The organism is Aquimarina sp. MMG015 (assembly GCF_018100855.1).
Lineage (GTDB): Bacteria > Bacteroidota > Bacteroidia > Flavobacteriales > Flavobacteriaceae > Aquimarina > Aquimarina latercula.
In genome coordinates this window covers 382481-407707 of sequence record NZ_JAGJEB010000004.1, presented here as the reverse complement: position 1 = coordinate 407707, position 25227 = coordinate 382481, and the positions used below count along the sequence as shown (strand labels likewise).

23 protein-coding genes are annotated in these 25227 nt (G+C 31.9%); 4 read left to right on the top strand and 19 right to left on the bottom strand.

All coding sequences use genetic code 11. The features are described from left to right. Positions 1 to 113 precede the first annotated feature (113 nt). Positions 114 to 845 carry a porin family protein gene (locus J8L88_RS10615; protein ID WP_051336146.1) on the top strand — a complete coding sequence of 244 codons (732 nt, stop codon included), beginning with the start codon at positions 114 to 116 and terminating at the stop codon, positions 843 to 845. On the opposite strand, the gene J8L88_RS10610 is transcribed toward J8L88_RS10615, so the two are convergent. The 6 genes from J8L88_RS10610 to J8L88_RS10585 all read right to left on the bottom strand — a co-directional run bounded on the left by J8L88_RS10610 (position 840) and on the right by J8L88_RS10585 (position 5964). Further along, positions 840 to 1445, bottom strand: a complete 606-nt coding sequence (locus J8L88_RS10610; RefSeq protein WP_027393383.1) for a hypothetical protein — start codon at positions 1443 to 1445, stop codon at positions 840 to 842. The genes J8L88_RS10615 and J8L88_RS10610 overlap by 6 nt on opposite strands. Continuing rightward, complete coding sequence (gene rpoN, locus J8L88_RS10605; protein WP_027393384.1) at positions 1445 to 2905, bottom strand: RNA polymerase factor sigma-54; 1461 nt, start codon at positions 2903 to 2905, stop codon at positions 1445 to 1447. The genes J8L88_RS10610 and rpoN overlap by 1 nt, the downstream gene beginning before the upstream one ends. A gap of 210 nt (positions 2906 to 3115) precedes the next feature. After that, positions 3116 to 3754, bottom strand: coding sequence for a response regulator transcription factor (locus J8L88_RS10600; RefSeq protein WP_027393385.1), 639 nt, complete (start codon positions 3752 to 3754; stop codon positions 3116 to 3118). A gap of 41 nt (positions 3755 to 3795) precedes the next feature. Then, on the bottom strand, positions 3796 to 4590 hold the full coding sequence (locus J8L88_RS10595) for a sensor histidine kinase (RefSeq protein ID WP_211060709.1): 795 nt from the start codon (positions 4588 to 4590) through the stop codon (positions 3796 to 3798). Continuing rightward, positions 4563 to 5225: a hypothetical protein gene (locus J8L88_RS10590; protein ID WP_159092126.1), complete on the bottom strand. Its 663-nt coding sequence runs from the start codon at positions 5223 to 5225 to the stop codon at positions 4563 to 4565. The genes J8L88_RS10595 and J8L88_RS10590 overlap by 28 nt, the downstream gene beginning before the upstream one ends. A 10-nt stretch (positions 5226 to 5235) precedes the next feature. Then, positions 5236 to 5964 carry a hypothetical protein gene (locus tag J8L88_RS10585; RefSeq protein ID WP_211060708.1) on the bottom strand — a complete coding sequence of 243 codons (729 nt, stop codon included), beginning with the start codon at positions 5962 to 5964 and terminating at the stop codon, positions 5236 to 5238. A gap of 648 nt (positions 5965 to 6612) precedes the next feature. Here J8L88_RS10585 and J8L88_RS10580 point away from each other — a divergent pair. Beyond that, positions 6613 to 7428 (top strand): carbohydrate-binding protein, encoded by an 816-nt coding sequence (locus J8L88_RS10580; RefSeq protein ID WP_118388932.1) that lies wholly within the window; start codon positions 6613 to 6615, stop codon positions 7426 to 7428. Between the two features lie 28 nt (positions 7429 to 7456). Continuing rightward, positions 7457 to 8311, top strand: coding sequence for a carbohydrate-binding protein (locus tag J8L88_RS10575; protein WP_211060707.1), 855 nt, complete (start codon positions 7457 to 7459; stop codon positions 8309 to 8311). Between the two features lie 67 nt (positions 8312 to 8378). Here J8L88_RS10575 and J8L88_RS10570 read toward each other — a convergent pair whose 3' ends face one another. Next, a complete protein-coding gene (locus J8L88_RS10570; protein ID WP_118388933.1) occupies positions 8379 to 8852 on the bottom strand; it encodes a GNAT family N-acetyltransferase in 474 nt (157 codons plus the stop codon). A gap of 5 nt (positions 8853 to 8857) precedes the next feature. Next, the gene (locus J8L88_RS10565) at positions 8858 to 9337 is read right to left on the bottom strand and encodes a MarR family winged helix-turn-helix transcriptional regulator (RefSeq protein WP_027393392.1); all 480 of its coding nucleotides are present in this window, start codon (positions 9335 to 9337) and stop codon (positions 8858 to 8860) included. Positions 9338 to 9686: 349 nt separating this feature from the next. Between J8L88_RS10565 and J8L88_RS10560 the strand changes: the two genes are divergently transcribed. After that, entirely contained in the window at positions 9687 to 12869 is a 3183-nt protein-coding gene (locus tag J8L88_RS10560; RefSeq protein WP_211060706.1) for a DUF5060 domain-containing protein, read from the top strand. A 94-nt stretch (positions 12870 to 12963) separates the two neighbouring features. Here J8L88_RS10560 and J8L88_RS10555 read toward each other — a convergent pair whose 3' ends face one another. The 11 genes from J8L88_RS10555 to J8L88_RS10505 form a co-directional block, all read right to left on the bottom strand. Next, positions 12964 to 13986 (bottom strand): hypothetical protein, encoded by a 1023-nt coding sequence (locus J8L88_RS10555; protein ID WP_211060705.1) that lies wholly within the window; start codon positions 13984 to 13986, stop codon positions 12964 to 12966. Beyond that, entirely contained in the window at positions 13976 to 14608 is a 633-nt protein-coding gene (locus J8L88_RS10550) for a hypothetical protein (RefSeq protein ID WP_211060704.1), read from the bottom strand. The genes J8L88_RS10555 and J8L88_RS10550 overlap by 11 nt, the downstream gene beginning before the upstream one ends. A 43-nt stretch (positions 14609 to 14651) precedes the next feature. Then, positions 14652 to 15221, bottom strand: a complete 570-nt coding sequence (locus tag J8L88_RS10545) for a hypothetical protein (protein ID WP_211060703.1) — start codon at positions 15219 to 15221, stop codon at positions 14652 to 14654. Positions 15222 to 15225: 4 nt separating this feature from the next. After that, positions 15226 to 20091, bottom strand: coding sequence for a DNA repair ATPase (locus J8L88_RS10540; RefSeq protein ID WP_211060702.1), 4866 nt, complete (start codon positions 20089 to 20091; stop codon positions 15226 to 15228). A gap of 30 nt (positions 20092 to 20121) precedes the next feature. Continuing rightward, the gene (locus J8L88_RS23535) at positions 20122 to 20601 is read right to left on the bottom strand and encodes a hypothetical protein (protein WP_118388937.1); all 480 of its coding nucleotides are present in this window, start codon (positions 20599 to 20601) and stop codon (positions 20122 to 20124) included. A 65-nt stretch (positions 20602 to 20666) separates the two neighbouring features. Next, positions 20667 to 21026 (bottom strand): DUF3592 domain-containing protein, encoded by a 360-nt coding sequence (locus tag J8L88_RS10530; RefSeq protein ID WP_027393397.1) that lies wholly within the window; start codon positions 21024 to 21026, stop codon positions 20667 to 20669. Between the two features lie 11 nt (positions 21027 to 21037). Beyond that, positions 21038 to 21292, bottom strand: a complete 255-nt coding sequence (locus J8L88_RS10525; protein ID WP_027393398.1) for a hypothetical protein — start codon at positions 21290 to 21292, stop codon at positions 21038 to 21040. Between the two features lie 2 nt (positions 21293 to 21294). After that, on the bottom strand, positions 21295 to 21546 hold the full coding sequence (locus J8L88_RS10520) for a hypothetical protein (protein ID WP_155839690.1): 252 nt from the start codon (positions 21544 to 21546) through the stop codon (positions 21295 to 21297). Positions 21547 to 21758: 212 nt separating this feature from the next. Continuing rightward, the gene (locus J8L88_RS10515; RefSeq protein ID WP_211060701.1) at positions 21759 to 23825 is read right to left on the bottom strand and encodes a flotillin family protein; all 2067 of its coding nucleotides are present in this window, start codon (positions 23823 to 23825) and stop codon (positions 21759 to 21761) included. Positions 23826 to 23841: 16 nt separating this feature from the next. Beyond that, the gene (locus tag J8L88_RS10510) at positions 23842 to 24495 is read right to left on the bottom strand and encodes an SPFH domain-containing protein (protein ID WP_211060700.1); all 654 of its coding nucleotides are present in this window, start codon (positions 24493 to 24495) and stop codon (positions 23842 to 23844) included. Positions 24496 to 24507: 12 nt separating this feature from the next. Beyond that, positions 24508 to 25173 (bottom strand): hypothetical protein, encoded by a 666-nt coding sequence (locus J8L88_RS10505; RefSeq protein WP_211060725.1) that lies wholly within the window; start codon positions 25171 to 25173, stop codon positions 24508 to 24510. Between the last annotated feature and the right edge of the window lie 54 nt (positions 25174 to 25227).

Sequence of the window (25227 nt, the reverse complement as noted above, 5' to 3'; positions counted from 1 at the left end):
AGTAAAGGATGTTTATAAGAATTCCATGAGTACTCGTGGAATTCTTATTCTTTTTTAAAAAGTGCCATTATTTCTAAAGAAATAGATTTATTTTAGTGAACTATATGAGTTTGATGTATAAATATGTTAATCAAGTTAAGCAACTATTGGTAGTTGTGTGTGCTTCTATAGCTACGATTTCTGGATATGCTCAAGAGGTGGATACGCTAGGTTTGCAAAAAGAAGAAGTGCTAGATTCTTTATATAGAGAAGATCAATTTTATGCGGGTTTTACTTTTAATTTGCTTTGGAATACTCCTTCTGATATAAGTCAATCAGGATTTTCTGGAGGCTTGCATTTGGGGTATACTAGGGATATGCCAATAAATAAGAAAAGAAATATAGCTATAGGGTTAGGGTTAGGATATTCTGTAAATACATATGGTCAAAATCTTTTTATAGGTGAAGACTTAGATTCTGGACAGAGTATTTTTAGTAGTCTTGATGGTGTTGATTTTGATAAAAATAAATTCGTTACTCATATCGTAGAATCACCATTAGAGTTTAGGTGGAGAACATCTGTGCCGGAAACTCATAAGTTTTGGAGAATTTATACTGGGCTAAGGATTGGTTACCTTTATTATTTTGATGCTAAATTTGAACAACCGGGAAATCGAGTTAGACAAACTAAAATCGATGAATTAAATCGTTGGAGGGTAGGCGCAACCTTTACTTTTGGTTGGAATACATTTAATTTTCATTTTTATTATAGTTTAAACCCTCTATTTAATGATAATGCAAAGATTGGCAATGAAGAAGTTGGTCTAACTACTGCTAAGATAGGTCTGATGTTCTATATCTTATAACCAAAAATTAATTAAAGTCAATTGGGGAATTACACCAATCAGAAAACCTAATGTGAGTTCAAGGTTCGTATGCGCTTTATAATGTAATCTTGATGTGGCTACTAAACCATTGGCAAAAATCATTGCTGCAATAAGAAGTATAAGGTTTGTCTCAAAATGAATGCTCAACGCAATAGTAAACATGGTTACTGCTCCAGAACCAATCATGTGTAAACTAGCCTTTATATCAAAAAATACAATAAAAATTGCTGTTAAAGATGACAATAATGCACCAAGAAAGAAAAAGTATAATTCAGGATAATTGTATGCATCTATAATCATCTTAACTACTAAAAGTAGTATTAATGATTGTAAAAGTAGAGGAATCTTACGCTGCTTTACATCTTCTAGGTGGATAGAGGTTACAACACCAATTGTACGAAGAAAGAAATAAAGCACGATTGGGATAAGTATTGTGACTACCACCAGTCCAAAAATTTTAGCTTGAATAATATTTTCTGGAATAAACCTTGGAGCGGTAATAAAATAAATAACTGAGCCTGCTATAGGCATCAATATAGGATGAAAAATATAAGAAATACTTTTTAGTAAAAAGTTCATTAAATCTTTTTTCGTAGTCTAGCGACAGGGATATCTAATTGTTCTCTATACTTGGCTACAGTTCTTCTGGCAATAGGATATCCTTTTTCTTTTAGAATTTTAGCTAACTTCTCATCAGTAAGCGGTTTCTTCTTGTCTTCTTCTCCTATTGTAATTTCCAGTATTTTTTTGATTTCTCTTGTAGAAACTTCTTCTCCTTGATCATTGGTCATAGATTCGGAGAAAAATTCTTTAATTAATTTAGTTCCGTATGGTGTATCCACATATTTACTATTCGCTACTCTCGAAACTGTACTTACATCCATATCAATCTCATCAGCAATGTCCTTTAGGATCATAGGTTTAAGATTACGCTCGTCTCCACTTAAGAAATAACTTTGTTGGTAGTGCATTATTGCACTCATTGTTAAAAAAAGTGTTTGCTGTCTCTGTTTAACTGCTTCAATAAACCACTTGGCAGCATCTAATTTTTGCTTTATAAACATAACCGCATCTTTCTGAGATTTTGATTTCTCTTTACTAGCTTTATAGCCTTGAAGCATATTGTTATATTCTCTAGATACGTGTAATTCAGGAGCATTACGACCATTTAGTGTAAGTTCTAACTCACCTTCTGCAATTCTAATAGTAAAATCTGGGACTACATGCTCTATGAGTTTATTGTTTCCTGCGTAAGCTCCACCAGGTTTAGGATTAAGGTGTTCGATTTCTTCAATTGCTTCTTTTAATAAATCTTCGTTGATATCAAATTTAGTCAAAAGCTTTTCATAATGCTTTTTGCTAAAGTGATCAAAAGATTTTTCTAAGATCATTGTTGCCAATTTGATCGGTATGGTAGTTTCTTTTCTATTGAGTTGGATCAACAAACATTCTTGAAGATTTCTTGCTCCAACACCTGCCGGATCTAATTGATGTACCGTTTTGAAAATACTTTCAATTTTTTCTTCGGTAGTATATACGTTTTGAGTAAAAGCAAGATCATCTAAAATATCAGCTACAGATCTTCTGATATAACCACTTTCGTCAATACTTCCTACTAAAAATTCTGCAATTTCACGCTCTTCTGTGTCAAATCGATAGGTGTTTAATTGATTTACCAAATGTTGATGAAATGATGTTCCTGATGCATATGGAACATTTTTTTCTTCGTCATCAGCACTATAGTTGTTGGAGCTTAATCTATAACTAGGGATTTCATCATCACTAAGATATTCATCTACATTGATGTCGGTTTCTATTTTTTCGTTACCGTAATCGTCTTCACCCGTATTTTCGTTGCTAAACGCATCCTCGTATTCATCAGCTTTTTCCTTACCGCTATCTAGTGCAGGATTCTCTTCCATTTCTTGCTTTAAACGTTGTTCAAAAGCTTGAGTTGGAAGCTGAATTAGCTTCATCAACTGTATTTGTTGAGGAGAAAGTTTTTGAGAAAGTTTAAAATTTAGTTGTTGCTTTAGCATAAAAATGTCAATGTTCTTATACTCACAAAAATAAACAAAATACGGCGTATTTCTGTAGGTAATCGATGGTTAGTTTTCTTAAAAAGATGATAGTTTTATATGTGTTACATAAAACTATTTTATGCAACTGATCAATAAACGCGCCAAAATCGATTTATTACCTTAATCAAGAAGATTTTTTACAATCGTTATAATGATAGATTACAGAAATTACGGAATAAAAATTTTATTCTTTATTGCATAAATTACCAAACCAGTTCTGTTTTTTAAATGTAGTTTTTCAAAAATAGAATCCCGATAGCCTTCTATAGTTTTGGGACTTAGACACATATCGCTAGCTATTTCTTTATATGTCTTTTCCGTGCAGGCGTGTTTAATAAATTCCATTTCACGCTCTTTTAGTACAACTTTGTTTTCTTTTTTAGGATTTAGAGAACCTAGTAATAAATTAGTGACATCTTTGGTGTGATAGAAGCCTGTTTCTTGTACTTCGACTAATGCATTTTCTAAAATACTTTTTTCAGTGTCTTTTAGTAAATATCCTTTGGCACCAGCTCTAAGCATTTTAAGAATTGTTTTTTCATCCTCTTCTACAGAAAGAGCGAGTACATTAACATCTGGATATTCCTCTTTTAGCGCAATTGTGGTTTCGATTCCATTCATGATGGGCATGTTGATATCCATAAGTACAATATCTGGGATATTTTTTGGATCTTTTAGTCTCGTGAGTAGTTCGCGTCCGTTTTTACACAGGTATAATATTTTGAATTTAGAAAATCCATTTACTAACCCTGCTAATGCCTGGGATAATAAGATATGATCTTCTACAATAACTACTGAGTATTTCATGGGTATATGTTTTGTGTGAAAAACCTGTTGTTTAGGCTTTATTATAAGTTGTCTTCCTCTTCTGTTTCTATTTTTTTATAATAGTACATCAAGTTAATAGCTGTTCCTTTACCTTTAGCAGAGTTTAGGCTAACTTCTGCATTTATTAATTTACCTCTATTTTGCATATTACATAATCCTATACCAGTTTTTTTCTTTGATTTAAGATCTTTCATATCAAATCCTACGCCATCGTCTTTTGCGTCAATGACCAGTTTTTCCTGATCATACCGAACGTTTACATTAAGTTTAGAGGCTTTAGAGTGTTTGATGGTATTACTAAAAAACTCTTGTAATATTCTAAAAATAATTATCTCCGCTTTATCATCTAATGCTCTTACCTCGGTATTACTGCTTAAGGTAGCCTCAATAAATTGTAATCTATTAAAACGTTCTACCTCTAGCGCGATTGCTTCTGTAAGGCTTAAGCTTTTAATAGCATCAGGGTTGATCAATTTAGACAAAGCTCTCAGCTCTGTAAGACTCTTAGTGATCGTTTCTGTTACTTCGGGAAGTCTTTTAGGATCTTCTTTAGCTACGTCTACCTGTATTTTTGCTAAGGTAAGTAGTTGGCCGATATTATCGTGTAATTCCCAACTGATATTACGCAAAGTTTCTTCTCGTATTTCTATTTGGGTCTCAGCAATAGCTCTTTCAAACTTTTTCTCTGCCTCCTTTTGTTGTAATAATAAACTGTTCTTTCTTCTTTGGAATACCCAAAAAAGTGTTAGAATTAGTATTACCAATACTACAAGTACTGCAGTGGCTATTAATATTGCTGTTTCCTGTTGCTCCATATAAACCCAATAATAAAACAAAAATGCATTATAACTGTTAAAGTGAATATTACTAAAAAATGTATCGTAGCATCGGTCAATTCTAAATAATAATTTCTTAAAATTCTAAAAGGGAGATTCCCTACAAAGTAGATCAATAGTCCAAAACTTATCCAAATGAGTAGATTCTTTTTGGCATGTAGAACCTGCTCTGAATTTAAGATTTCAAAAAAGTACAGTAAAATAGTAATTACTAAAAATATCGCAGCAATTATGTACGGAAACCTTTGATGTTCTATTAAATAATTTTCAAAAAAACCATTAACAACAAAAGTTAAAATGTACAAAATAATAAAAAGTACTGCTGCTTTTTTGTTTTTTTTGTTTTTAAAATGATGTCTGTATAATAATAACAAGTAAGTGAAATTTACTAAGTTGTAAATATTATGAATAATTGCATTTTTAAGATCCAATGATCTTATGTAATACCCTAGTAATTCATTAAATACCACGTACCATAGTAAATAAATAAAATATTTTAATAAAACGGTATTTTTATATTTATAATAATAGATTGTAGCAAAAATAGCGGTTGTTGTTTCTACTCCAATACCGATTTTCATTAAGATATTTAAAAACTCATTACTTAAACTCATTTTTGTTTTACTATTGTTTTCCCTTTGGAGGTGATCCGGTTAATTCATTAGCAATCAAACTATTCTCTTCATCCTCTAACAATGTGCTAAAGTTAAAAAAGCTTGCTTTCTGCAAATTTCCATCTTTGTCCATTCTACTATCCAGTCCAATTTTTTCAGTTAACAATTCTACGGTAAAATTGTTGTCTAGTGTATATCCTAAGTGTTCTATGTTTCCTGCAGCATCCTTTACTGCTTTCGTAGGTGCAATGAAAAAAGTTTGTCTATTAGCATATCGTTTATCTTCTTTATTTCTAACATAATCTTCTGGGTATAATGCAAAATAGAATCTAAATCCAGATGGTTTCTCTCCAGCTTTACGAGACTTTGTTTTTACATATCGAATGTATTTTTGTAATTCATCGATGTCATAAAATAATGATCGTGTTGCTTTAAACGGTTCACCTACACCATCTTTTCCAACAACTTCGTTAATTAGATCTTCTCTGTCATTGTATAAATGATAAATCTTCTTAGCAAAACCAGACTGTATGATGTTTTCAGGAGCCCTTTTGTCATTAGAGATATTGCCTAATTGTCTCTTTAGCTCGTTAATAACACTGTCTTTTTGTTTGATAGTAGTTTTAAATTTTTCTACCTCTGCTGTGTTAGTCTGTACACTGTCTTTACAGGAAATCACTAATAAAGATGCAAAAGCAATTATCAGGTACTGTTTGATAGGGTTGGTTTGTAGTTTCATTTTTTGATAGGTTTAATAAGTGTTTGTGTGATTTTGGTTTTAACCAAAATATTAGTTAGCTAAAACTTAATTTTTGTTAAGCTTTATGAATTAAAAATACCATTTTAAATAGTTTTAAAAAATTTAGAACGGCTGCAATTGCAAATTGAGCTAAAGAAAGTCTTGATTTACAGTGGCTTTGTTGCGCTAAAATGGATAGTGTTTTGTTTTGTCTTTTTGAAAAAAAGGGGGAAAGACCCCTTTGATAAAAAGTGGATTAACTGTGGTTTTTTATTGTAGGAGTATTTTTTCTTGATAAGAACTATAAAACTAATTTTGTTTGCGTTTTGCCAATTTTTATTGGGTATGCCTACTAAATATTTTCGGAATTAAGACGAAATATTTTCGATATCAACAATAGTTTTCTTATTTAAAAAGCAGAAATAATTACACTCCATAATTCCAAAAAAACAAAGCACAAAAAAAAGTTAAAATCTAGTCTTTCCGAAAACGTTTTTCGTTAAAAAATATGTTAAAAATATCCCTTGAAATTGTTAAGGGAATTTTTCTTCGCTTACTTCATAGTAGCTGCAAAAGCTAAGAACTAAACTTTTCGAAAAGTATTTTTTGCAATTATCGTCTTAACAACAAAAACTTAAAACCAAAATTATGAGAAAAATTTATGTAGTACTAAGTGTAATTCTAGCTCTATATTCTTGTACTTCGGATATAGATACTATGAACTTTGAATCAAAATCGATTGAACTAGCTTCAAAAAACAGTTCTGAGAATGTAAAACTATTGAGTGCTTGGACAGCGAATAGAAGCAGTCCTGTGCAGATAAATTATCAAAGGAAGTTTAAAGTAAAGATCAAAAATTTAGCATATCAAAAAGAAGTAGCCATTCATCATCTAATGAATGATGGTAATTGGACTGATATTCCCCTTGCATATGAACAATCTATTGGAGATGATGAGGAGATTTGGGTTGGAGAGGTTACTCCTGACAACGAAGTCTATAGTACAGATTTTGTAGTAAAATATACAGTAAATGGAGAAACATATTGGGATAATAATCAAGGTAAGAACTACAGTATGTTGGTAAATACTGGAGGTTATTTATCTTCAGAAACAGAAGTTGAGATAAATAAAAGTTTTACAAGATCTGCGGGAAGATCTTTTGTTATCAATATAAATGCTAAGCGTAATTATGGAGCAGTGGCTACAGCAGAGGTTGTTTACACTACTGATGGTTGGGTAACAAAAAGTACCGTTCCACTAACGTATCAAAGATATTTTAGGGTTGGATATGCGCATTATATTATGAGTCCAAATCAGTTTGATGTTGACATTTATAATACATCTATTAGAGTCCCGGATGATGTGCAATCTATTGAATTTGCTGTTGTTTATAAAGTGGATGGAGAAGAATATTGGGATAATAATTATGGAAATAATTACACCTTAAATAAAGTTAATTATTAATCAACTATATAAACACAAATCATTTATAATGAAAAAGTATTTCTATTTATTTATCAGTTTAGTCGTTCTATCTTGTAACACAGAAGATGATTTTATTGAAAACCAAAAAGACACTATAACTAAGAATGATCCGCTTCTTAAAAACTTAAGTCCTGTAAAGCTTACAAAAGCTTGGACAAGCTATAGTTTCTATAGAGGTTATCAGTCCTATACTAGAAAATTTACGGTCAAAGTAGCAAACTTGGCCTACGATAAGAATGTGAATGTATATCATCAAAAATTAGATGGAAGTTGGGACGAAATACCATTAGCATATGATAGGAGTATAGATAATGGTCAAAATGAGATTTGGTCTGGCACATATAGTTTAGGAGGATATAGTGTTGATCAAGTATACGATAAAGAATTTGTTATAAGGTACGATGTTAATGGAGTTACATATTGGGATAACAATAATGGGTCTAATTATTCAATGTCACGTACAGAAGGTGCTTTCTTTGCAGACGCAAGCCTTAATGTTAGCGTAGATACTGATTTTGCAAGCTTCTCGTATTCTCCTTATGAAGATAAAAATAGGTTCAGTATTACTGTAGATGTTAGAAATCTAGCTCCTAACAAAGAAGTTGGAGTAGTTTATTCTTCTGATGGATGGGAAACCCAAAAGTATTTGCCATTGATATATCGACAGTTTTGGTCAAATGGCCCATTTTATACAATACGGAGTCCTAACAATTTTGGTATAGAAAGGTGGCAAGGGTATGTGGGGTTGAATGCTTCACAAAATCAACTGGAATATGCGGTAGTTTACAGAGTAAACGGGAAGGAATATTGGGATAATAATTACGGAAAAAATTATACAATAACCATAAATTCTAGTAATTAAGTAGAGACGTTTATCTAATGAAAAGGTCCGCCTAACATGTGTGTTTGTAAGGCGGGCTTTATTTTATTTAAAATTTTAATTCCATCTTAATATTGCTTCGTTGGTAAGGAGAATCGTTTTCTAAATCAATCTCTACAAAACCGAATTTTTTATATATGTGAATTGCATTTTTTAGGACAGTGTTAGAGTATAAAAGTATTTTTGTCCAGTGTTGTTTTTCTGCAAAATCTATGCAAAATGACATCAATTTTTGCCCTATTTGTTGTCCTTGAAATTCTGGTGAAACGGCCATTTTACCTAATTCATAAATTCCATTTTGTTTTTTGATGAGTGCAAATGTTCCTGCAATTGTAGTATTAGACTTAGCAAAGAAAATATATCCTCCATTTTGGATAATGGTTTCTTCACATCGTTCTAAAAGATCAACGTCGTGAGGTTCTACTACAAAATATTTTTCTAGCCAGGCAACATTGAGGTCTGCAAAGTCTTTTGAGTATTTTGAGTCAAACGGGATGATTTCTATTTGTCCTTTGGAGTCCATAGTGATTATTTTATGTTTTCTAATATGCGTTTACTTAAAGATTTTTCTTTAAACTGATTTTCCATATACGTTAAATGACGAGTTAAACTAATAGAAGATCCTTCGGTAAGCCATTTTACTTGTTTGTCAATAGCATCCCAGACAGGAATGAGCTGGACGTGTGTTTTTTTACCTTTGGGAGATAGTTGGAAAAGTTTTTTTCTTTTATCGGTTTTATCTACTTCGGATTTAATTAACCCTTTTGTTAGAAGCTTTTTTATAGCTTGTGTGATCGCTGGTTGTGTATATTGTAATTGTTCTTGTATTTCTGAAGTTGTAGTGTTTTTTTGATCCACGATAATTTTAAAAATTGGAAATAAATAGGGGTCAAAATCTATCTGTAATCTATTATATATAATTTGAGTTTCTTTCATTAAGTATTCACTTAATCTATTTAATCTGGAACCTAAACCTAATTCTCCAAATTCTTGTAAAGAATCTTTCATAAGTATTTATATAAGTGCTTATGTAAAAGTAAACATTTTTTAGAACTATTACAAAATATGAATTGCTTTATATCTAAAGAGGTACAAGTTTTTTAGTTAGATTTTTCTGAAGAAACAGATCTTTATAGGCTCTATTCGAATAATAATCAAATGTTTGCGAATATTGGTTTTTTGTTTACGAATACTATTTAGAGGTAGACAAAGCACACTATAGTGTGCTTGATTACGTTATAGTTTAATTACACTTTTTTTGAATATAACTGAACTTATAACTGAGAATTAGGGATTTTAAATTCGTAAATTTTTCGGAGTCAATTAAAAAGAACTCAATATTAAAATTAACCACACAATGATTATTTCAACTCGATTAAAACTTATTGCACTATGTGTATTTAGTGTACTTGCTGTCAGTGCCCAAGATCCTCAAGGAGAACTAAAACGTTGGCATAAAATCACATTATCTTTTGAAGGGCCTAATACTTCAGAATCTGCAACTACAAATCCATTTTCGGATTATAGATTGGATGTAACATTTACTAATGGAAGTTTGAGTTATGTAGTTCCAGGTTTTTATGCGGGATGTTCTGATGCTGCTGATTCCAGTTGTGATGCGGGTAATATCTGGCAAGTACATTTTAGTCCTAGTCAAATAGGAACTTGGAATTGGTCCGCCCAGTTTACTACAGGATCTGATGTGGCTATTAATGCCGGTGGATCTAGTGCTGGATTTATGGATGGAGTGACAGGGTCTTTTAACGTGATAGAATCTGATAAATTAGGAAGGGATTTTAGAAGTAAAGACCTAGGAAGGTTAAAATATGTAGGAGAACATTACTTAAAGCATATAGGAAATGATCCAGATAACCCTAATGGTCCTTGGTTTATAAAGGCAGGAGCTGACTCTCCAGAAAATGCGCTGAATTATGTAGATTTTGATGCTACACCTAGTTATAATAATAATTTAAACAAGATAGGAAGTAAAACCTGGCAACCACATCAACAAGATTATGTTGCCGCAGATGCAAGCACTTATACTTGGGACAATGATAAGGGAACAGAGATTTTAGGAATGTTAAACTATCTTTCTGAGCAAGGTGCTAATGTAATGTCTTTTTTGACTTGGAACTCGAGTGGAGATGGAGGAGCAGTTTTTCCGCATACTTTACAAGTGTCTCTTGAGGAATATGGAAATACTGCGCGAAATCAGCAGTGGAGTAAAGTGAATAAAGATCGTTTTGATGTTTCTAAGATGGCACAATGGGAAAAAGTCATGGAATATGCTGATAAAAAAGGTATTTATCTACATTTTAAAACCATGGAAACTGAAAATGATAATTTGATGGATGGAAATGGTTTTGGAAGAGAAAGAAAATTATATTATCGAGAGCTGATTGCTCGTTTTGGGCATCATTTAGCACTTAATTGGAACCTTACCGAAGAAACAACGCTTACTGATAATGTTGCAAAAAGTACAGCTAGTTACATTAAAGACTTAGACCCTTATGATCACAATATAGTAATACATACATACCCGAATCAACAAGATCAACGATATGATCCATTACTAGGATCTAGTTCTGAGCTTACAGGAGCATCCATACAGACTAATAAAAGTAATGTGCATAATGATGTAAGAAGATGGCTTGAAAAATCAAGAAATGCTGGTAAAAAATGGATCGTTGCTAATGATGAACAAGGTAGCGCTGGAGAAGGAATTCGAGTTTCTGACAAAGAAGTAAGAGAAGATGTTTTATGGGCTACATTAATGGCTGGAGGAACAGGAGTGGAGTATTATAGTGGTTACACAGATGATGATGGAGATATCAATGGAAATGATCATAGGAAACGAGGTAATAAGTATAAAGAAGGAGGATATGCTCTTGATTTCTTCAATAATTATTTACAGCCTTACTTGACAGAAATGATAAGTGCAGATGAAATTACTTCTAATGGTAATGATTATGTTTTTGCTAAAGCTGGTGAAGTCTATGCAGTATATCTCCCTGATGGAGGATCTACTAATATAGATTTGCCTTCAGGAACATGGGAAGTGCAATGGTATAACCCAAGATCAGGTGGGAGTTTAAGTGGTGCAACTACCGTGTCTAGTTCGATCTCAGCACCAGACAATAATGACTGGGTAGCTTTAATTAAGGGAGAATCTGATGGAACAGATTGTAATAATTTGCAAAATGTTTCGGCTTCTCAGGATGCTTATTTGCAAGGAACTACGTTGTTTAATACTTCAGACTTGAGAGTAGAAAGTGGTAATAGAGTGTCTTATTTACAGTTTGTGGTGCCAACTCCATCAGAAACTATTACGGGAGTAAAACTTCAACTTTCTGTTAGTACGGATGGAGGTAATGGACTTATCGAAGTGTATAAAGGAACATCAAATAACTGGACAGAAAGTACCTTGTCGAATAGCAATAAACCTGAAGAAGGAGCTCTTTTAGGATCGTTAAATACGACCTATAGTGACGGACAATCATATGAATGGAATTTATCTGGGATTAGTGCGGGAGAAACAGTTTCTTTGGTAATTAAACAAACTGGAGGGAATGACGTTTCTTTTTCATCTAAAGAAGGTTCGAATGCTCCAAGACTTATGTTAGAATTAGATTGTAATGATGATGGAGGCGGTGGAGATGAAAGCAATAGTTGTGTAGCTTTAGAAGAAAATGGAATCGTTGCTGTAGAGGCAGAGCATTTTGAAAGCCAGTCAAAAACGGATAAGCGAAAATGGTATTTTCAAGATGGAACTGTTTCTACGCCAACACCAGATCCAGACCCTAGTCACCATGCTTCTGCTAGTGGAGATGGTTACTTGGAAATTTTACCAGATACAAGAGTTACGCACGATGATCCACTAGTTAATGGAGAAAGTTTTTCTAATACACCTGGTGTGGTTGGTATTTTGGATTACAAAGTGAAATTTACTACTCCTGGAAGGTATTTTGTATGGGTACGATTATATTCCACAGGATCCGAAGATAATGGAATTCATGTTGGGATTAATGGTACTTGGCCAGCATCAGGACAACGAATGCAGTGGTGTGCTGGAAAAAATCAATGGACTTGGGAAAGTAAACAAAGAACTAATGCAAACCATTGTGGAGAAGCCGAACTAATATATATAGATGTTCCATCTGCTGGAATACATACTATTTCTTTTTCTATGAGAGAAGATGGAGTAGAAATGGATAAGTTTGTATTATCGCAAACTTATACCAAACCAACGGGAACAGGACCGGATGAAGTTTTGGTTGACTGTGCATTATCCGTAGAAGATTTTGATCTTCAAGAATCTAGTTTATATCCTAATCCAGCCCAGGATATTATTAATATACAAGGACTGACTAAAGGAAAAGCGGCTATTTACGATATTACGGGAAGAAAAGTTATGTCTTCTATAACTATTTCGGAATCTGAAAGTAATACTGTTGATATATCTAGAATCCCTTCTGGGGTTTATTTTATGGTACTAAGAGATGGAAAAAATCAGAATACATTAAAGTTTATAAAACAGTAGAGGTAACTAACTACCTAACTATTTTTCTGAAAGGGCCGAAATTACTAGTAATTTCAGCCCTTTTTTTATGAGATTATAAGTTTTTAGGTGAAATTTATGAAATTTTGGTCAAAGGGAAAACTTGTTTTATAACTCCGCTAGTATTGTTTTTAAATTGAAAGCTAATTTCAATCTGGCTATAAAAACGAACATTTGTTCTTGAAAAATCTATAGGGATATTTCTTGAAGGATATTGTAATTCAATGCTTAAAACTTTAGCTACTGGTTGATTGATTGATTTGGTTTCTGAGTTATAGATGTTTTCCTTATAGGTAGTAGATGTAGTTCCTCGATCATCAATGACTTCTTCTATTATCTTATAACGAATTTTTGCTGAAGATATCTTCTTTTCGTTTTTAAGTATGGCGATTTCTAAATTAAATTTTTCGTTATCAATATGAGTGCCTTTAAACCTAATCTCTTTAAGTAATCCAATACTATTTATTTTGTATTGACCATACCCAGCGATACCTATTCCTGCAATTGCTGGTATCCAGAAATATTTTTTAAGGATATCACCAAAATAAAGTATCATTGTAATGATCATTATGAAAACCCCTATAATAAAATATAGGTAAGGATCAATTTTATATACTTTATCAAAATTATTAATAGCGTATTCGTAGTTGGGATTTGTAAGAGAGACTACATTTTTGTTTTGATGTTTTCCATCAAATGATTTAATGAGGCTAAAAATAAAAACATCTTTTAAGAGTAAGTTTTGGATTCTAGATTTAGATTCTTCCTTAAATTCTACTTCTAAATATAACCACCAAATTATTTGCAGATTTTTTCCATTATATGATGGAGGTAGATCTCCTAATTCAAATTTTCCGGCATAATTGTAATTATTCTTTTTTTTCCATGAACCATTTTGATCAATAGTTAAAGAAGATATTTTACTTTTATTACTAATTGCTTTGCCTATGACTTGGTATTGTAAACTGCATATAACACGATCAAACGTCATATCCAATTGTGGGTTAATACGAATATCAAAACTATTTCCTGTATTTATCGAAAAACCATTATTGTTTTCGAATGAATAAAATACATTTATATAATCTTTAATAGCCATAAAATTCTACTTTAAAACAGTCGTATAAAAAATTTAATAACCCTCTTATATTATCTCCATAATGTTTCAATAACATTTTTAATGCTGTAGTGTCTATAATAACTTTATTTTGTTCTATAGATGAATATTGAGCAATCCTTTTCTTTAAGATGCTTTCTAATTTTATTAATGACAACCCTTTAAAATGGATAGTTTTGTACTTTCTTTTACAAAAAAGAAATTCTATATTTCGAGGTATATGAGTTGTGACCACGTAAGAAGTGTTCGAGCTTTTCCATAATTGCAACCTTTTTCTTAAAGGGATGTGATGCACGCTATCGATTAATAAATTCCTATTATCTGGGTTGGTTATTTTTTTATAACTATTACGGTCTAAAAAGTGTATTTCCGAATTTGATATTAATTGATGTAGTGCTCTTAAATGCGTAGTTTTACCTCTTCCTTTTTTACCCAAAAACTGAATAATAATGGGATGATCTTGGTTTAATATTTTGATTAATTCTTCAAAAGAATGTTTAGGATCAATAATGTCTAATAGCTCTTCGTCATCAATACCTCCAAAAGGGTTGTGAGTATATTGAATGTTTTTATTTAACACCAAGTCGCTGTAATTTATCTTCATTGATAATTTGTTTTAGCGAATTACATATTTAATCATTTTATTCTTATTTCTCAGATTTAGTATACAAATCGATTGCTTTTAAATAGTTTTGTGCACCTATTTTGGTCTGATCATATATAAAACCATCTAATTCTGGATGGTTTTTTTTGATCCAAGTTACCATTTGACCTCTCTTAATATTCCAAAGCTTAAAATCAGAGTCCATTTCTATATTTTTGATTTTGGAAATTTTTTGATTTTTGATTTCTATTATTTCCGTAGAGATGAGAGGTTTTTGGTTTAGAAATTCAATTCGAGTACATGTTTTGGAGATACTTATTTCTACTTTGTTATCAATTTCTTTAATGGCTAATATTTCATATTTAGGATTGAATACAGAGTCCCATTGAAAGAATTGATAGTAATCGTTTGTAGAATAGTTCATGTTATAATCACCTTCGCTAATAGTTATACTATCTCCAATAAATTCGGATAATTCAGAATAGTTACTCTGGTTCAGTTGATTGTAATAATCTTTAACTAATTGTGTGTTATCATTTCTTGTACAACCGTTTAGAGAACAAATGCAAACAAACAAAATTAAGGAACCGACTATTGTTTTAAACCTTATCATATTACTATTTTTCTAATCCCTTTTTTAATACTTCCTGAATACCAGATAAATGTTCACTAAATTGCATCATCTGGGCTAATACCTGCGCCATTTCGTTTTTATCACCAAACCCTTTTAGTTTATTGTTTTTTACAAAGGTTTCCTTGATGGTTTTCCAACGTGCAGTTTCTTCATCAACAATAGTGTTAGTTAATTCTTTGTATTTAAGAAGGTTTGCTTCTGCGGCGCTAGTCAATGTCTGAGATTCATTTTCATAATGAGATAGGAGTAAGGTTTGTAATTCTTTCTCATTCATAATAGGAACTACTTTGGCAACTAGTTTACTCATATCACGATAGGATCCTTGTAACTTAAACGAAGGTTCAATTCGGTAAGAATCTTCCATCGCTGCTGATTTAATATAGGTGGCATTTACTTGCATTACTGTATTTCGAATTGTCACTACTTTTTCTAATACCGCTAGATAATCCTGTACTTCTTGTTTGGTATGATTTCCTTGTAATTCTATGCCTTCTTGCGTTCCAGATTCGACCATTTCAATTAGGCCATAAATATCTTCGAAATATTTACTGCTCAACTGGTGCAACACTGGATTGGAAGTTAATGCATTTTCGATCAAGCTTAACTTAAATAAATCTGCTGTATCACCAATAATATCTCCCAGATTATAAATGTCAGCTCTATTGGCTAACATGTCAGGAATCTGGAATTTGTCTCCACTTTCTGTATATGGGTTTCCTGCCATAATCACACAGAATTTTTTACTGCGTAAATCATAGGTTTTAGGATTTCCATTGTAGACGCCTTCAATCTTGCGAGTTCCATCTGCTAGTGAAATGAATTTCTGTAAAAATTCTGGATTACAATGTTGAATGTCATCTAAATATAACATTACGTTATTACCCATTTCGAAGGCTAAATTCAATTTTTTTAACTCTTCTCTTGCTGCAGAATTATTAGCTGCCATTGGATCTACAGAGGTAACTTCATGACCGATAGCAGGACCATTAATCTTCATAAATACTAATCCTAATCGATTAGCCATATATTCCATTAAAGTCGTCTTACCATAACCTGGAGGGGAAATTAATAATAGCATTCCCATTCTATCCGTTCGTTTATTATCTCCAACGCTTCCTAATTGCTTGGCAAGATTATCACCAAATAATGGTAAATAGACTTGATCAATTAATTTGTTACGCACAAAAGATGATAATACTCTAGGTTTAAATTCCTCAAGTTTAAGATCTGATTTCAAGTTTTCGGTTACTGTGTGTTTTGCTTCTCGATATCTTTCGAATGCTGGAACTTCTATAGTAGCGAAATCTGATAATTCAGTAATAAATTGGTGATAACTAAAGTCAAAGTTACCATCATTAATAGTAGGGTGACTTCCATTTAAACCTTCTATAGTTTGTGAAGGATTTACATGTACTACTTCTGAAATTGATTCCTTTTTATATAATAAAACACAAACAATTTCTTGTGCATACTCAATTTTCTTAGGATGATGTGTTTTTAGATAGGCGGTTATCCATTGTAATGTTAAGCGTATTAAATCTTTCTGACTTTTTTCATTTGTTAATTCTAATGACTTCTTAAATTTGGTAAGTACCTTTTTCTTCTTTAATTCAGTTAAAAAGGAATCATGTAATTCATTTGCAGTTTGACTAATGCAAAAGATGTCATCTGTTTGTAATTCATCAAAAAGATAATTGCTAATAGTATTTTTATATTTTTTGTCAAATAACTTTGCTTCATCAGCGAAAATTACAATTTCGTTTTCTAAATCTTTAAGTACAGTTTTATATTCTGTACTATCTGAGAAGATTTTTAAAACTTCTCCAGAGGCTTTGATAGTTTCATTCCAATAGGATTTCTTTTCAGTATTTAAACTATGCCAAAAGTATTGCGCATACGACCTAGATAGTGAGTCATATCGTAATAAACCAAGATCCTTGTTTTTGTTTACCAAAACTTTTAGAATCATTGCAGCATCTTCGTCATGAACTCCTTTTACATACCCTTCTGCATAGTTCTTACTACTTTCGGATTTTATAAGTTCTAATAATTCATTCTCTCCTAAATTTGCTAATTCGTCTTTTTTAGTAGTAAATAATTTATACGCTAAATATGCAGAACGATAGATCACCTGGTTTTCAGAAATTAATTCTTGATCCCAATACTTTTTGGATTTTAGTAAGGTTTCATTTTTAATTTCTTGATAAAAATCAGTCCCTGTTAGATGGTATTGTAATGTACTGTCCTTATATACAATTGTTAGGTCTAATGGTTGTTTGTTTACACCAAACTTATGTTTTCCTAGTTTGATAATATTTTCACCATCTTCATAAAGATCTTGTTTGTCTTTTAGTTTTCTTGTTGCATCCTCTTTAGCAACTTTTAAAGCAGTTTCAATAGTTTCTGCTTTACCTGCATCGTCTAACTCCATTAGATTCGTAATGATGTCTCGGAGTTTGTTGATCATTAGGTCAGATGCAAAATATCCGTTAATATCGGCTGTAGAATCAAAACTTAATGCTTTTTTGGTTACACCTTTTAATATTCGGTTTGCCGCGTTTTCAAGGGCAACAGCTTTTTTGTTTCTAGCTTCGATCAAGCTGTTTTTTCTAGCTTCAAACGCATTGTATACTTCTTCGCGCTTTTCAATGATCTGAGTAATAAACTCTTCGAAATCGGCAAATCTTCCTTCTAAATCTTCTAGTTGTACAGACACTTTATTTAATAATTCGTCTGTCTTTTCGGGAGTATTTGCTATATCGAGATAGTTAATAATGCTCTGATCTACAAGTTTTAACTGAGCTGCAAACTCGGCATTAGCCTCTTTACTTCCCAATGATTTTATTTTATTCTTGATACCAGCTTTGAGCTGATTAATAGTTGCAAAAATTAAAGAGATATTATCAATAATTTTGGTAGAATGCGAAGTGTCTTCGATTTGTAGATTTGACACAATATCAATCAACATTTCCAGATCTTTAGCAATTTGATTTACTTCATCTTCTAATTTTTTAGCGTCTATTACTTTTTTGATGGTTTCTAACTCTTGTTGCTTTTCTTCTACGCGAGCATGGTATGGTAATAATGCTTTATCATCAAGCAGAAATTGTACACAACGCTTAGAGATTTTATCAGTTTGTTCTGCAATTTCGGTTTCAAGATCGGTAATAAATTGCTTGTCAATGTACCGTATATCATTTAAACCAATAACTTCTCCACGTAAAGTTCGTAGTTGAGATAATACTTGTACAAAATCATCAATAGACCGAAAAGAACTACTTTTTATTTTGCCAAAAATACCTTCAGCGGCTGTTTTTGTTTCTTTAGTCACATTGGCAGCGGTTCTTCTAAGCTGTACTACTTTTTCGAACTCATCTATAGCCGCATTAGCCGCATTACTAATTTCTCCTAATGGGATATCTAATCTACATGTATCATCTTCTCTAATCCAATAATAACTATCTATAATATCACTGGATGACTTGGCCAAATCATCATACAATCCATCATAGTTATCCTCTTTATTTAATAATGTAATGAGGGCGTGACATTCTGCCATTGCTTTTACAATATCTTTATTGCCAATTTTATATAATAAAGTATCTGTATGTTCTGAAGGGATTTCATTTCCTTTTAAGAACGGTGTTTGCCATATCTGAATAACATGGTGTTTAGTTTGCTCATCTTCCGTCTTGAAATAACATAACTCGCCATCTTGTAAAATCGTAAAACCATTACAGATAATAGGAGTTTTTACTTCTTGTTCTATAACATTATAGGACATTAAGGTATATAACCCTTTTTCACTTTCATAGAATACATATAAGAAATCCTCTCCATTAGGGGAGCTGATTTTTTCCTGAAATTGTACATCAGAAATCTCATTGGTGAATATTTTTACTTCCCCAGATTGTAAGTAATATCCATTAGGATATATAATTCCTTGATCATCTGGCAGTAATACACAGGCATCCTTAATGCATTCAATTTTTTTAACCTCTTGTACTTTATGATTATACACAAAATATCTAGGAGCTTCCTGGAACGGCTTAATCTCTAACGCAATTAAATTGCCAAGATTGGCATATCGATATTGACCATCATCAAGTGTCTGATCTACGTGTTCTACGGCTTCATCATATATTCCTTTTCCATCATCGGTATTATCTTCTATTTTAATGGTAAGATCTCCACCTACAGTTTCTACAAATACTTTGTCTAAAATTGAAATATGTGGGTGTGTTCCATACCGATGCATATCACGTGTGACTTCGACCCATTCGAATTCATATTGTTTTGGAAATTTAAACTCATGTTCACTACGATTATCCACATAGGTAAGTGTGTCTTCGTTTATTAACCATTTAAAGGTTTTTATGTCAGAAACACTTTCGCTTAGCTGAAAGACCATGTGTAGGTAATTACCAACAATAGCGAATTTGGAGAAGATGGTGTTTCTGTAGTATTTATATAAGTTGGTGAAGTCATCAATAAAAACAGCATCGTTGATAAGATCTAATTTTTTATTTATAAAGTGATCATCAGCGTATGTGTAAATACTAAATACATCATCTAATTTTATTTCCGTTCGTAACCCAAAATGTACATTGTATCCAAAAAGACAAAACTTTCCTATAGTTACAATATCTCTTGCAATACAGTTATTCTCTGTATTGATACGATTATTAGCAATAAGCTTTGTTTCTACACTACCGAAAACCTCTTTTCTTGCGTCATTTAATTGTGTTAAACGGTTTTGGAGTTCTCCTTTTTGTTTTTGCAAACGGTTTTGGATGATCTCGTAGGTTCCGCCGTCTAGTTGTATGTTATTTGTGTTGGTTTCTTCCATAGTTGTTACTCTACGTGTTTTTAGCGTCGATTAAAGTTTGCCAATTTTTTTCAAAGCTTCAGAAAGTTTCTCAGGTTTATTGGTACCTATTAATAATTTTTTGTTGTTTAGGAATTCCAATTGTAATCCTATATTTCCAGAAATATTAAAGGCTTTGCCTTTTCCTCTAATATTCATTCTTATTCCCCATCCACCATATTCATATATTGGGTCATATTTTCTAATATATAATTGTTTAATACTACCCCAATCATACTGTATGAATTTAATATGAAATGGAAAAAATCGGATGTAAATTCCGTCATTTTTTATTTGCGTTTCTAACTTCATTAAAGCAAAAATTAAAATTACTAATGCAAAAGAGGAAGCAGTGATTACAAGGGTAGTAGTTCCTACATCTTTGTTATTAAATAGATAGAGTAAAGCTACGATTCCAGAAATGAGTATTGACAGCCATAACCAAGATTGGCTAAACTTTTGCTTCTCTGTATAATGAATGTCAGTTGTCATATCTCTTATTTTTGTAAAGATTTTTATTTAATCTTTAGTTCCGATGTCACGCTGAGTTTACAAAACTATTTCTTGAGTTTAATTTTTTCAATTCTAGAATTCGTAGGTTTTTCAGAATCATAGATTATCATAACAGAATCTCCTATTTTACCAGTTTTAGAGAAATACAAATCGTGTTCATGTCTTGAAATCTCCTGTGTTTTCGTATAATCTTTATTCTTAATTGTGTATTTATATTTGACATGAATATTCTCTACAGTGGGTGAGAATTCATTGTCAATTTTGTTTGTCGAAATTTTTTCTATTACCGCGATTGTGCTAGTGCCATTTTTTATCAACCCTTCTTTTTTATAATAGGTGTTGAATGCTAAAACTCCAATTGCCATTAATAAAACTGCTATTAATCCTATAAATTTTTTGTTCATAATTTTATCTTTTAAATAGATGTATAAACTATAATTCCAACAACCAAAAGCATTATCAATCCAAAACCAATCAATCTTCTTCTAAATAGTGCTTGTCGTTGTTTTTTTAATTTATCTCTAATTTCTTGCAATTGTTCTTCAGAAATAGGTTCTACTTTGATCGCTTGACTTTCTTCGTCACTTTCTGTCCATCCATCATAGGCTTTTCGTTCTTTTCTTCTACTGTTTTTAAGAAGATTGCTTAAGTTATGGCCATATCCTCCCATAACTAAACTATGTATATTATGAAGGATGTAATAAGAACTACTAAAAACACAGAAACTATTAATTGCTTTTTAAAAACTGTTAATCTTTGTTTTTTTAGCTTATCTCTGATTTCTTTCAAAGTTTCTTCAGAAACGGGCTCTATTTTAATGCCTTGACTTTTGGTGTCTATAGTGCCGCTTATATTACTAAAGGCTTCTCTTCTATTTCTTCGATCATTAAACTTAATCGAAGCAACCATGGCTGCTATGCTCATAATTAAACCGTATTTAAAAGTTAAACAAATCCCATCTAGTCAATCACTCGCTACCCCAAAGAGAGTTCGAGACTTTCTGGGATTGACTTTTATGGGTCTAAAAATGTATTTATGATGGTATTCATAAAGTATTGCAGATTCCTACTGTTTTATTTCCACATTTAAGCGGATTTAATTCTCCTCCAAATAAAGGAGGAGAATTTTTATGAATTTTATTTCAATTTCTGGTCTGATAACCCTAGTCCTTTTGCTAGATTAAACAGGTTACTGAATAAAGTGTTTTCTTCTTCATTGCTAGATTTCTGTTTTAGATCCATCAAAATGTTAGCGATTGTAAGGTTTTTGATATCTTCTGATGATACTCCGTATTTGGTAGCAAATTCTTTTACTTTTTCTAAAAGATTTCCTTTTACATCATCACTTCCTAAAATAGCATCTTTTACATCCTGAATATTATCAGAGTGTTTTACCAGTCTATCAAATCCTTTGGCCTTAGTTATTTGACCAACTATTTGATCAAAGAACATAGTTTCTCCACCTACAATATCGATGTTAGCAGCTTTAAGTGCTTCTCCGATTACTTCTGCCTGTGCATCTGCAATTTCTTTCTGGATGTTTATTTCAGCCAAGTCTACTTGTAATTCTTTGTCTAATCGCAATTTAAACTCTTCGTGTTCTTTACCAACACCATCAAGTTTTTTCATAGCTTCTGCTTTCTCTTCGATTCCGGCAGCATCTGCAATTGCTTTTTCTTTAATTACTTCAGCTTCTGCTAATCCTTCTTCCTTGATTGCTTCAGCTTTAGCTAATATACCAGCCGCTTCAGCCTTCGCTTTTTTCTCTATAATATTTGCTTCTACTAATCCTTGACGTTCGTTAGCATCTGCTTTTGCATGCATTACTTGTGCTTCAGACATACCAATAGTCGCTTCTTCTTTGGCAGTTGCTTCAGCAAGTGTTTTACGAGCTTCAGCTTCTTTTTCACTAGCTTCTTTTTGTGCTTGTGCCTCGATATTAATTTCTTCTGCTTTTTGCTTAGCTGCTTCTTTTTGCGCTTCAGCAGCTTTGATTGTAGTAATCAATGCTTCTTCTGCATTCGCTTCTGCTATAGTAATTTTTACTTGTTTCTCACGATCAGCAGTTTTAAAAGCCTCTATATCTTTCATGTTTTCTTGCTCTTCTACCACTCCTTTTTCTAAGGTAACACGATCACGAATTACATCTTGAATGTTTTTCTTTTCAACTTCTACTACTTTTTCCTTTTCGATCTGAGCCAAGGTTACGATACGCTCGCGTTCTGTAGCCTCTAACATTCTATCTTTTTCTACTCTTTCCGTTTCTACGGCATCAGTACGCTGTTTGTTTTTTTCTGCTACGATGATCTGGCGCTGCATATTTTCTTCTGCAACTTTTACTTTTTCTTCTGTAGCAATACGTGCAGTTTCTGATTTTAAACGTTCTTCTTCTGACACTTTTAGCATTTCTGCTTCTTCGCGTGCTTTAATATTTGCAATTTCACGTTTTTGTTGTTCTTCTTTTTCTGCTAATTGCTTGTCTAATTCTAAAATTGCTTCACGCGCTTCTACATCTTGTTTACGAATCACTTTTTCTTCATCACGCTTGATGAGGTTAGCTTTCATATTTTGTGCAGCGGTTAATTCTGTAATTTTTTTGATACCTTCAGCATCTAATATGTTGTCCATTTTTAAGAATGAAACGGGTGTTTGTTCTAAGTAATCAATTGCACAATCTTCTAATGTATAACCGTTCAAATCTGTACCAATAATGTTTACAATTTCTCCTCGAAATTCTCGTCGTGCTTCATATAACTCTGTGAACTGAAATTTCTTACCTACGGTTTTTAAGGCTTCAGAGAATTTAGCTTCAAAAAGTCCTTCTAGAGTTGATACCTCAGATGCTCTCTCACAACCAATAGTTTGGGCTACTTTTTTAATAGAATCTACATCACTATTAACTCTTACGAAAAAGGCAACTTTTATATCTGCCCTCATGTTGTCCTTACAGACTAATCCATCTCCTCCTAAACGTTCTATTTGAATTTTTTTAACGGATATATCCATAATTTCCACTTTGTGAAATACTGGAACTACGTAAAGCCCTTTATCGGTTGCTACTTGAGTACCTTTGAACCCTGTTCGAACAAGTGCTTGTCCTTGAGGGATTTTTTTATAAAACATTGCGATGATCGCAAAGTATACAATGATTAAGAATAGAATTAAGCCTATTCCTATGCCAATGAATGGTAAGATGCCTGTCATAATAGTTTAGTGTTTATTAGTTTTTAAAATTTTTAATTTCAGTTAATTCTTTTATTTTTTTTATTCCTTTTGAATCTAATACGTCATTTGGATTTAGAAAAGTGATAGGAGTCTGTTTTATATATTCAATAATAACGTCTTCTAGAACGTAGCCATAAAGATCAGTTCCTATGAGTATTATAATCTCATCTCTAAATTGTGTTTTTTTATTATGTAATTCTCCGTATTCAAATGTGAAAGCAATAGTTTTTAAAACTTCCGAAAATTTAGTTAGAAATATATCTTTTATTTTAGTTTCATCGAAAGTTTTCTCACATCCGATAAGGGTTGAAGTTCTCAAGATGTCATCCGGAGTATTTGATATACTTAAGTGAAAATTAACTTTTATATCCGCTCGAATAAAATCTTTGCAAATAACACTTTGATTTTCTTTGTGTTCAATATTTATTTTTTTTAAAGTAAGATCGATGTATTCCATTTTATGAAATAATGGTATTACATAAATTCCTCTATAGAGTCCAATCCTAACGCCTTTTAATCCTGATCGGATGATTGCTTGTCCCTGTTTAGGTTTTTTATACGAAATAATAAGGATTATAAAATTAAATAGTATAATTAATATTATTAAACCAATAGCAATGCCCATAAATGGAATTAAATTTTCGGACATATTTTCCTTATTTTAGTCATCATAAGACTGCGCATAGTAATAATTTTTGTCTCCTGATTGTTTTATAATTAAAATTTCTTGGTTATAGTTTATTTGCTCTCCATTTAAAGACTTGACATATATAGACATTGGATTTCCTTCTACTACTACTTCTGCAGAACCCATTTTGTCTTCTGATATTGTTGATTGAATTACTCCTTTTCTACCTATTAAGTCGATTGGAGCATCTCCATCTTTATTTAGATTTCTAAAAAAACTTTTGAAAGGAGTAGTGAAAACTTTAGTTATTAATAAAGAAGGGATAATTGCAGCAAGGAAAAAAATGAATCCAATATCACTATTATAACTGTAAGTCAAACTTGTTGTTATTGTAGTACATAACCACCATATAAATATCCAGCAAGTAAATGTGAACATAAATGGAAGCCCAACGAAGTTGAAATAAATTAATAGAATTTGCCACCATTTTAAAGGTTTTCTTCTTTTTCCAACAATATCTTCTTTATTTACTTCTGTATTGGCAATATCTTCAAAATCTAGATTGCCTCCTTCGATATTACTATCCGTATCCATATCTAGATCTGCATCCACATCCACATCAATATCTACGTCAACATCTAAGTCGAAATCAACTCCTGAAATCATTGTGAATAACCAGTACAAGATTAATAAAATCATTAATATGGTTAATACAATGTTTACTTGCGAAAAAGCTATTTCTACTAATTCTTT

What these genes read in the sequence shown, in the direction of transcription:
- J8L88_RS10555 (WP_211060705.1), bottom strand. Translation starts at nt 13,986, where the DNA reads ATGGCTATTAAAGATTATATAAATGTATTTTATTCATTCGAAAACAAT.
- J8L88_RS10505 (WP_211060725.1), bottom strand. Translation starts at nt 25,173, where the DNA reads ATGATTTTATTAATCTTGTACTGGTTATTCACAATGATTTCAGGAGTT.
- J8L88_RS10610 (WP_027393383.1), bottom strand. Translation starts at nt 1,445, where the DNA reads ATGAACTTTTTACTAAAAAGTATTTCTTATATTTTTCATCCTATATTG.
- J8L88_RS10575 (WP_211060707.1), top strand. Translation starts at nt 7,457, where the DNA reads ATGAAAAAGTATTTCTATTTATTTATCAGTTTAGTCGTTCTATCTTGT.
- J8L88_RS10585 (WP_211060708.1), bottom strand. Translation starts at nt 5,964, where the DNA reads ATGAAACTACAAACCAACCCTATCAAACAGTACCTGATAATTGCTTTT.
- J8L88_RS10595 (WP_211060709.1), bottom strand. Translation starts at nt 4,590, where the DNA reads ATGGAGCAACAGGAAACAGCAATATTAATAGCCACTGCAGTACTTGTA.
- J8L88_RS10615 (WP_051336146.1), top strand. Translation starts at nt 114, where the DNA reads ATGTATAAATATGTTAATCAAGTTAAGCAACTATTGGTAGTTGTGTGT.
- J8L88_RS10520 (WP_155839690.1), bottom strand. Translation starts at nt 21,546, where the DNA reads ATGAGCATAGCAGCCATGGTTGCTTCGATTAAGTTTAATGATCGAAGA.
- J8L88_RS23535 (WP_118388937.1), bottom strand. Translation starts at nt 20,601, where the DNA reads ATGACAACTGACATTCATTATACAGAGAAGCAAAAGTTTAGCCAATCT.
- rpoN (WP_027393384.1), bottom strand. Translation starts at nt 2,905, where the DNA reads ATGCTAAAGCAACAACTAAATTTTAAACTTTCTCAAAAACTTTCTCCT.
- J8L88_RS10545 (WP_211060703.1), bottom strand. Translation starts at nt 15,221, where the DNA reads ATGATAAGGTTTAAAACAATAGTCGGTTCCTTAATTTTGTTTGTTTGC.
- J8L88_RS10570 (WP_118388933.1), bottom strand. Translation starts at nt 8,852, where the DNA reads ATGGACTCCAAAGGACAAATAGAAATCATCCCGTTTGACTCAAAATAC.
- J8L88_RS10565 (WP_027393392.1), bottom strand. Translation starts at nt 9,337, where the DNA reads ATGAAAGATTCTTTACAAGAATTTGGAGAATTAGGTTTAGGTTCCAGA.
- J8L88_RS10580 (WP_118388932.1), top strand. Translation starts at nt 6,613, where the DNA reads ATGAGAAAAATTTATGTAGTACTAAGTGTAATTCTAGCTCTATATTCT.
- J8L88_RS10540 (WP_211060702.1), bottom strand. Translation starts at nt 20,091, where the DNA reads ATGGAAGAAACCAACACAAATAACATACAACTAGACGGCGGAACCTAC.
- J8L88_RS10550 (WP_211060704.1), bottom strand. Translation starts at nt 14,608, where the DNA reads ATGAAGATAAATTACAGCGACTTGGTGTTAAATAAAAACATTCAATAT.
- J8L88_RS10600 (WP_027393385.1), bottom strand. Translation starts at nt 3,754, where the DNA reads ATGAAATACTCAGTAGTTATTGTAGAAGATCATATCTTATTATCCCAG.
- J8L88_RS10510 (WP_211060700.1), bottom strand. Translation starts at nt 24,495, where the DNA reads ATGTCCGAAAATTTAATTCCATTTATGGGCATTGCTATTGGTTTAATA.
- J8L88_RS10530 (WP_027393397.1), bottom strand. Translation starts at nt 21,026, where the DNA reads ATGAACAAAAAATTTATAGGATTAATAGCAGTTTTATTAATGGCAATT.
- J8L88_RS10590 (WP_159092126.1), bottom strand. Translation starts at nt 5,225, where the DNA reads ATGAGTTTAAGTAATGAGTTTTTAAATATCTTAATGAAAATCGGTATT.
- J8L88_RS10515 (WP_211060701.1), bottom strand. Translation starts at nt 23,825, where the DNA reads ATGACAGGCATCTTACCATTCATTGGCATAGGAATAGGCTTAATTCTA.
- J8L88_RS10525 (WP_027393398.1), bottom strand. Translation starts at nt 21,292, where the DNA reads ATGGGAGGATATGGCCATAACTTAAGCAATCTTCTTAAAAACAGTAGA.
- J8L88_RS10560 (WP_211060706.1), top strand. Translation starts at nt 9,687, where the DNA reads ATGATTATTTCAACTCGATTAAAACTTATTGCACTATGTGTATTTAGT.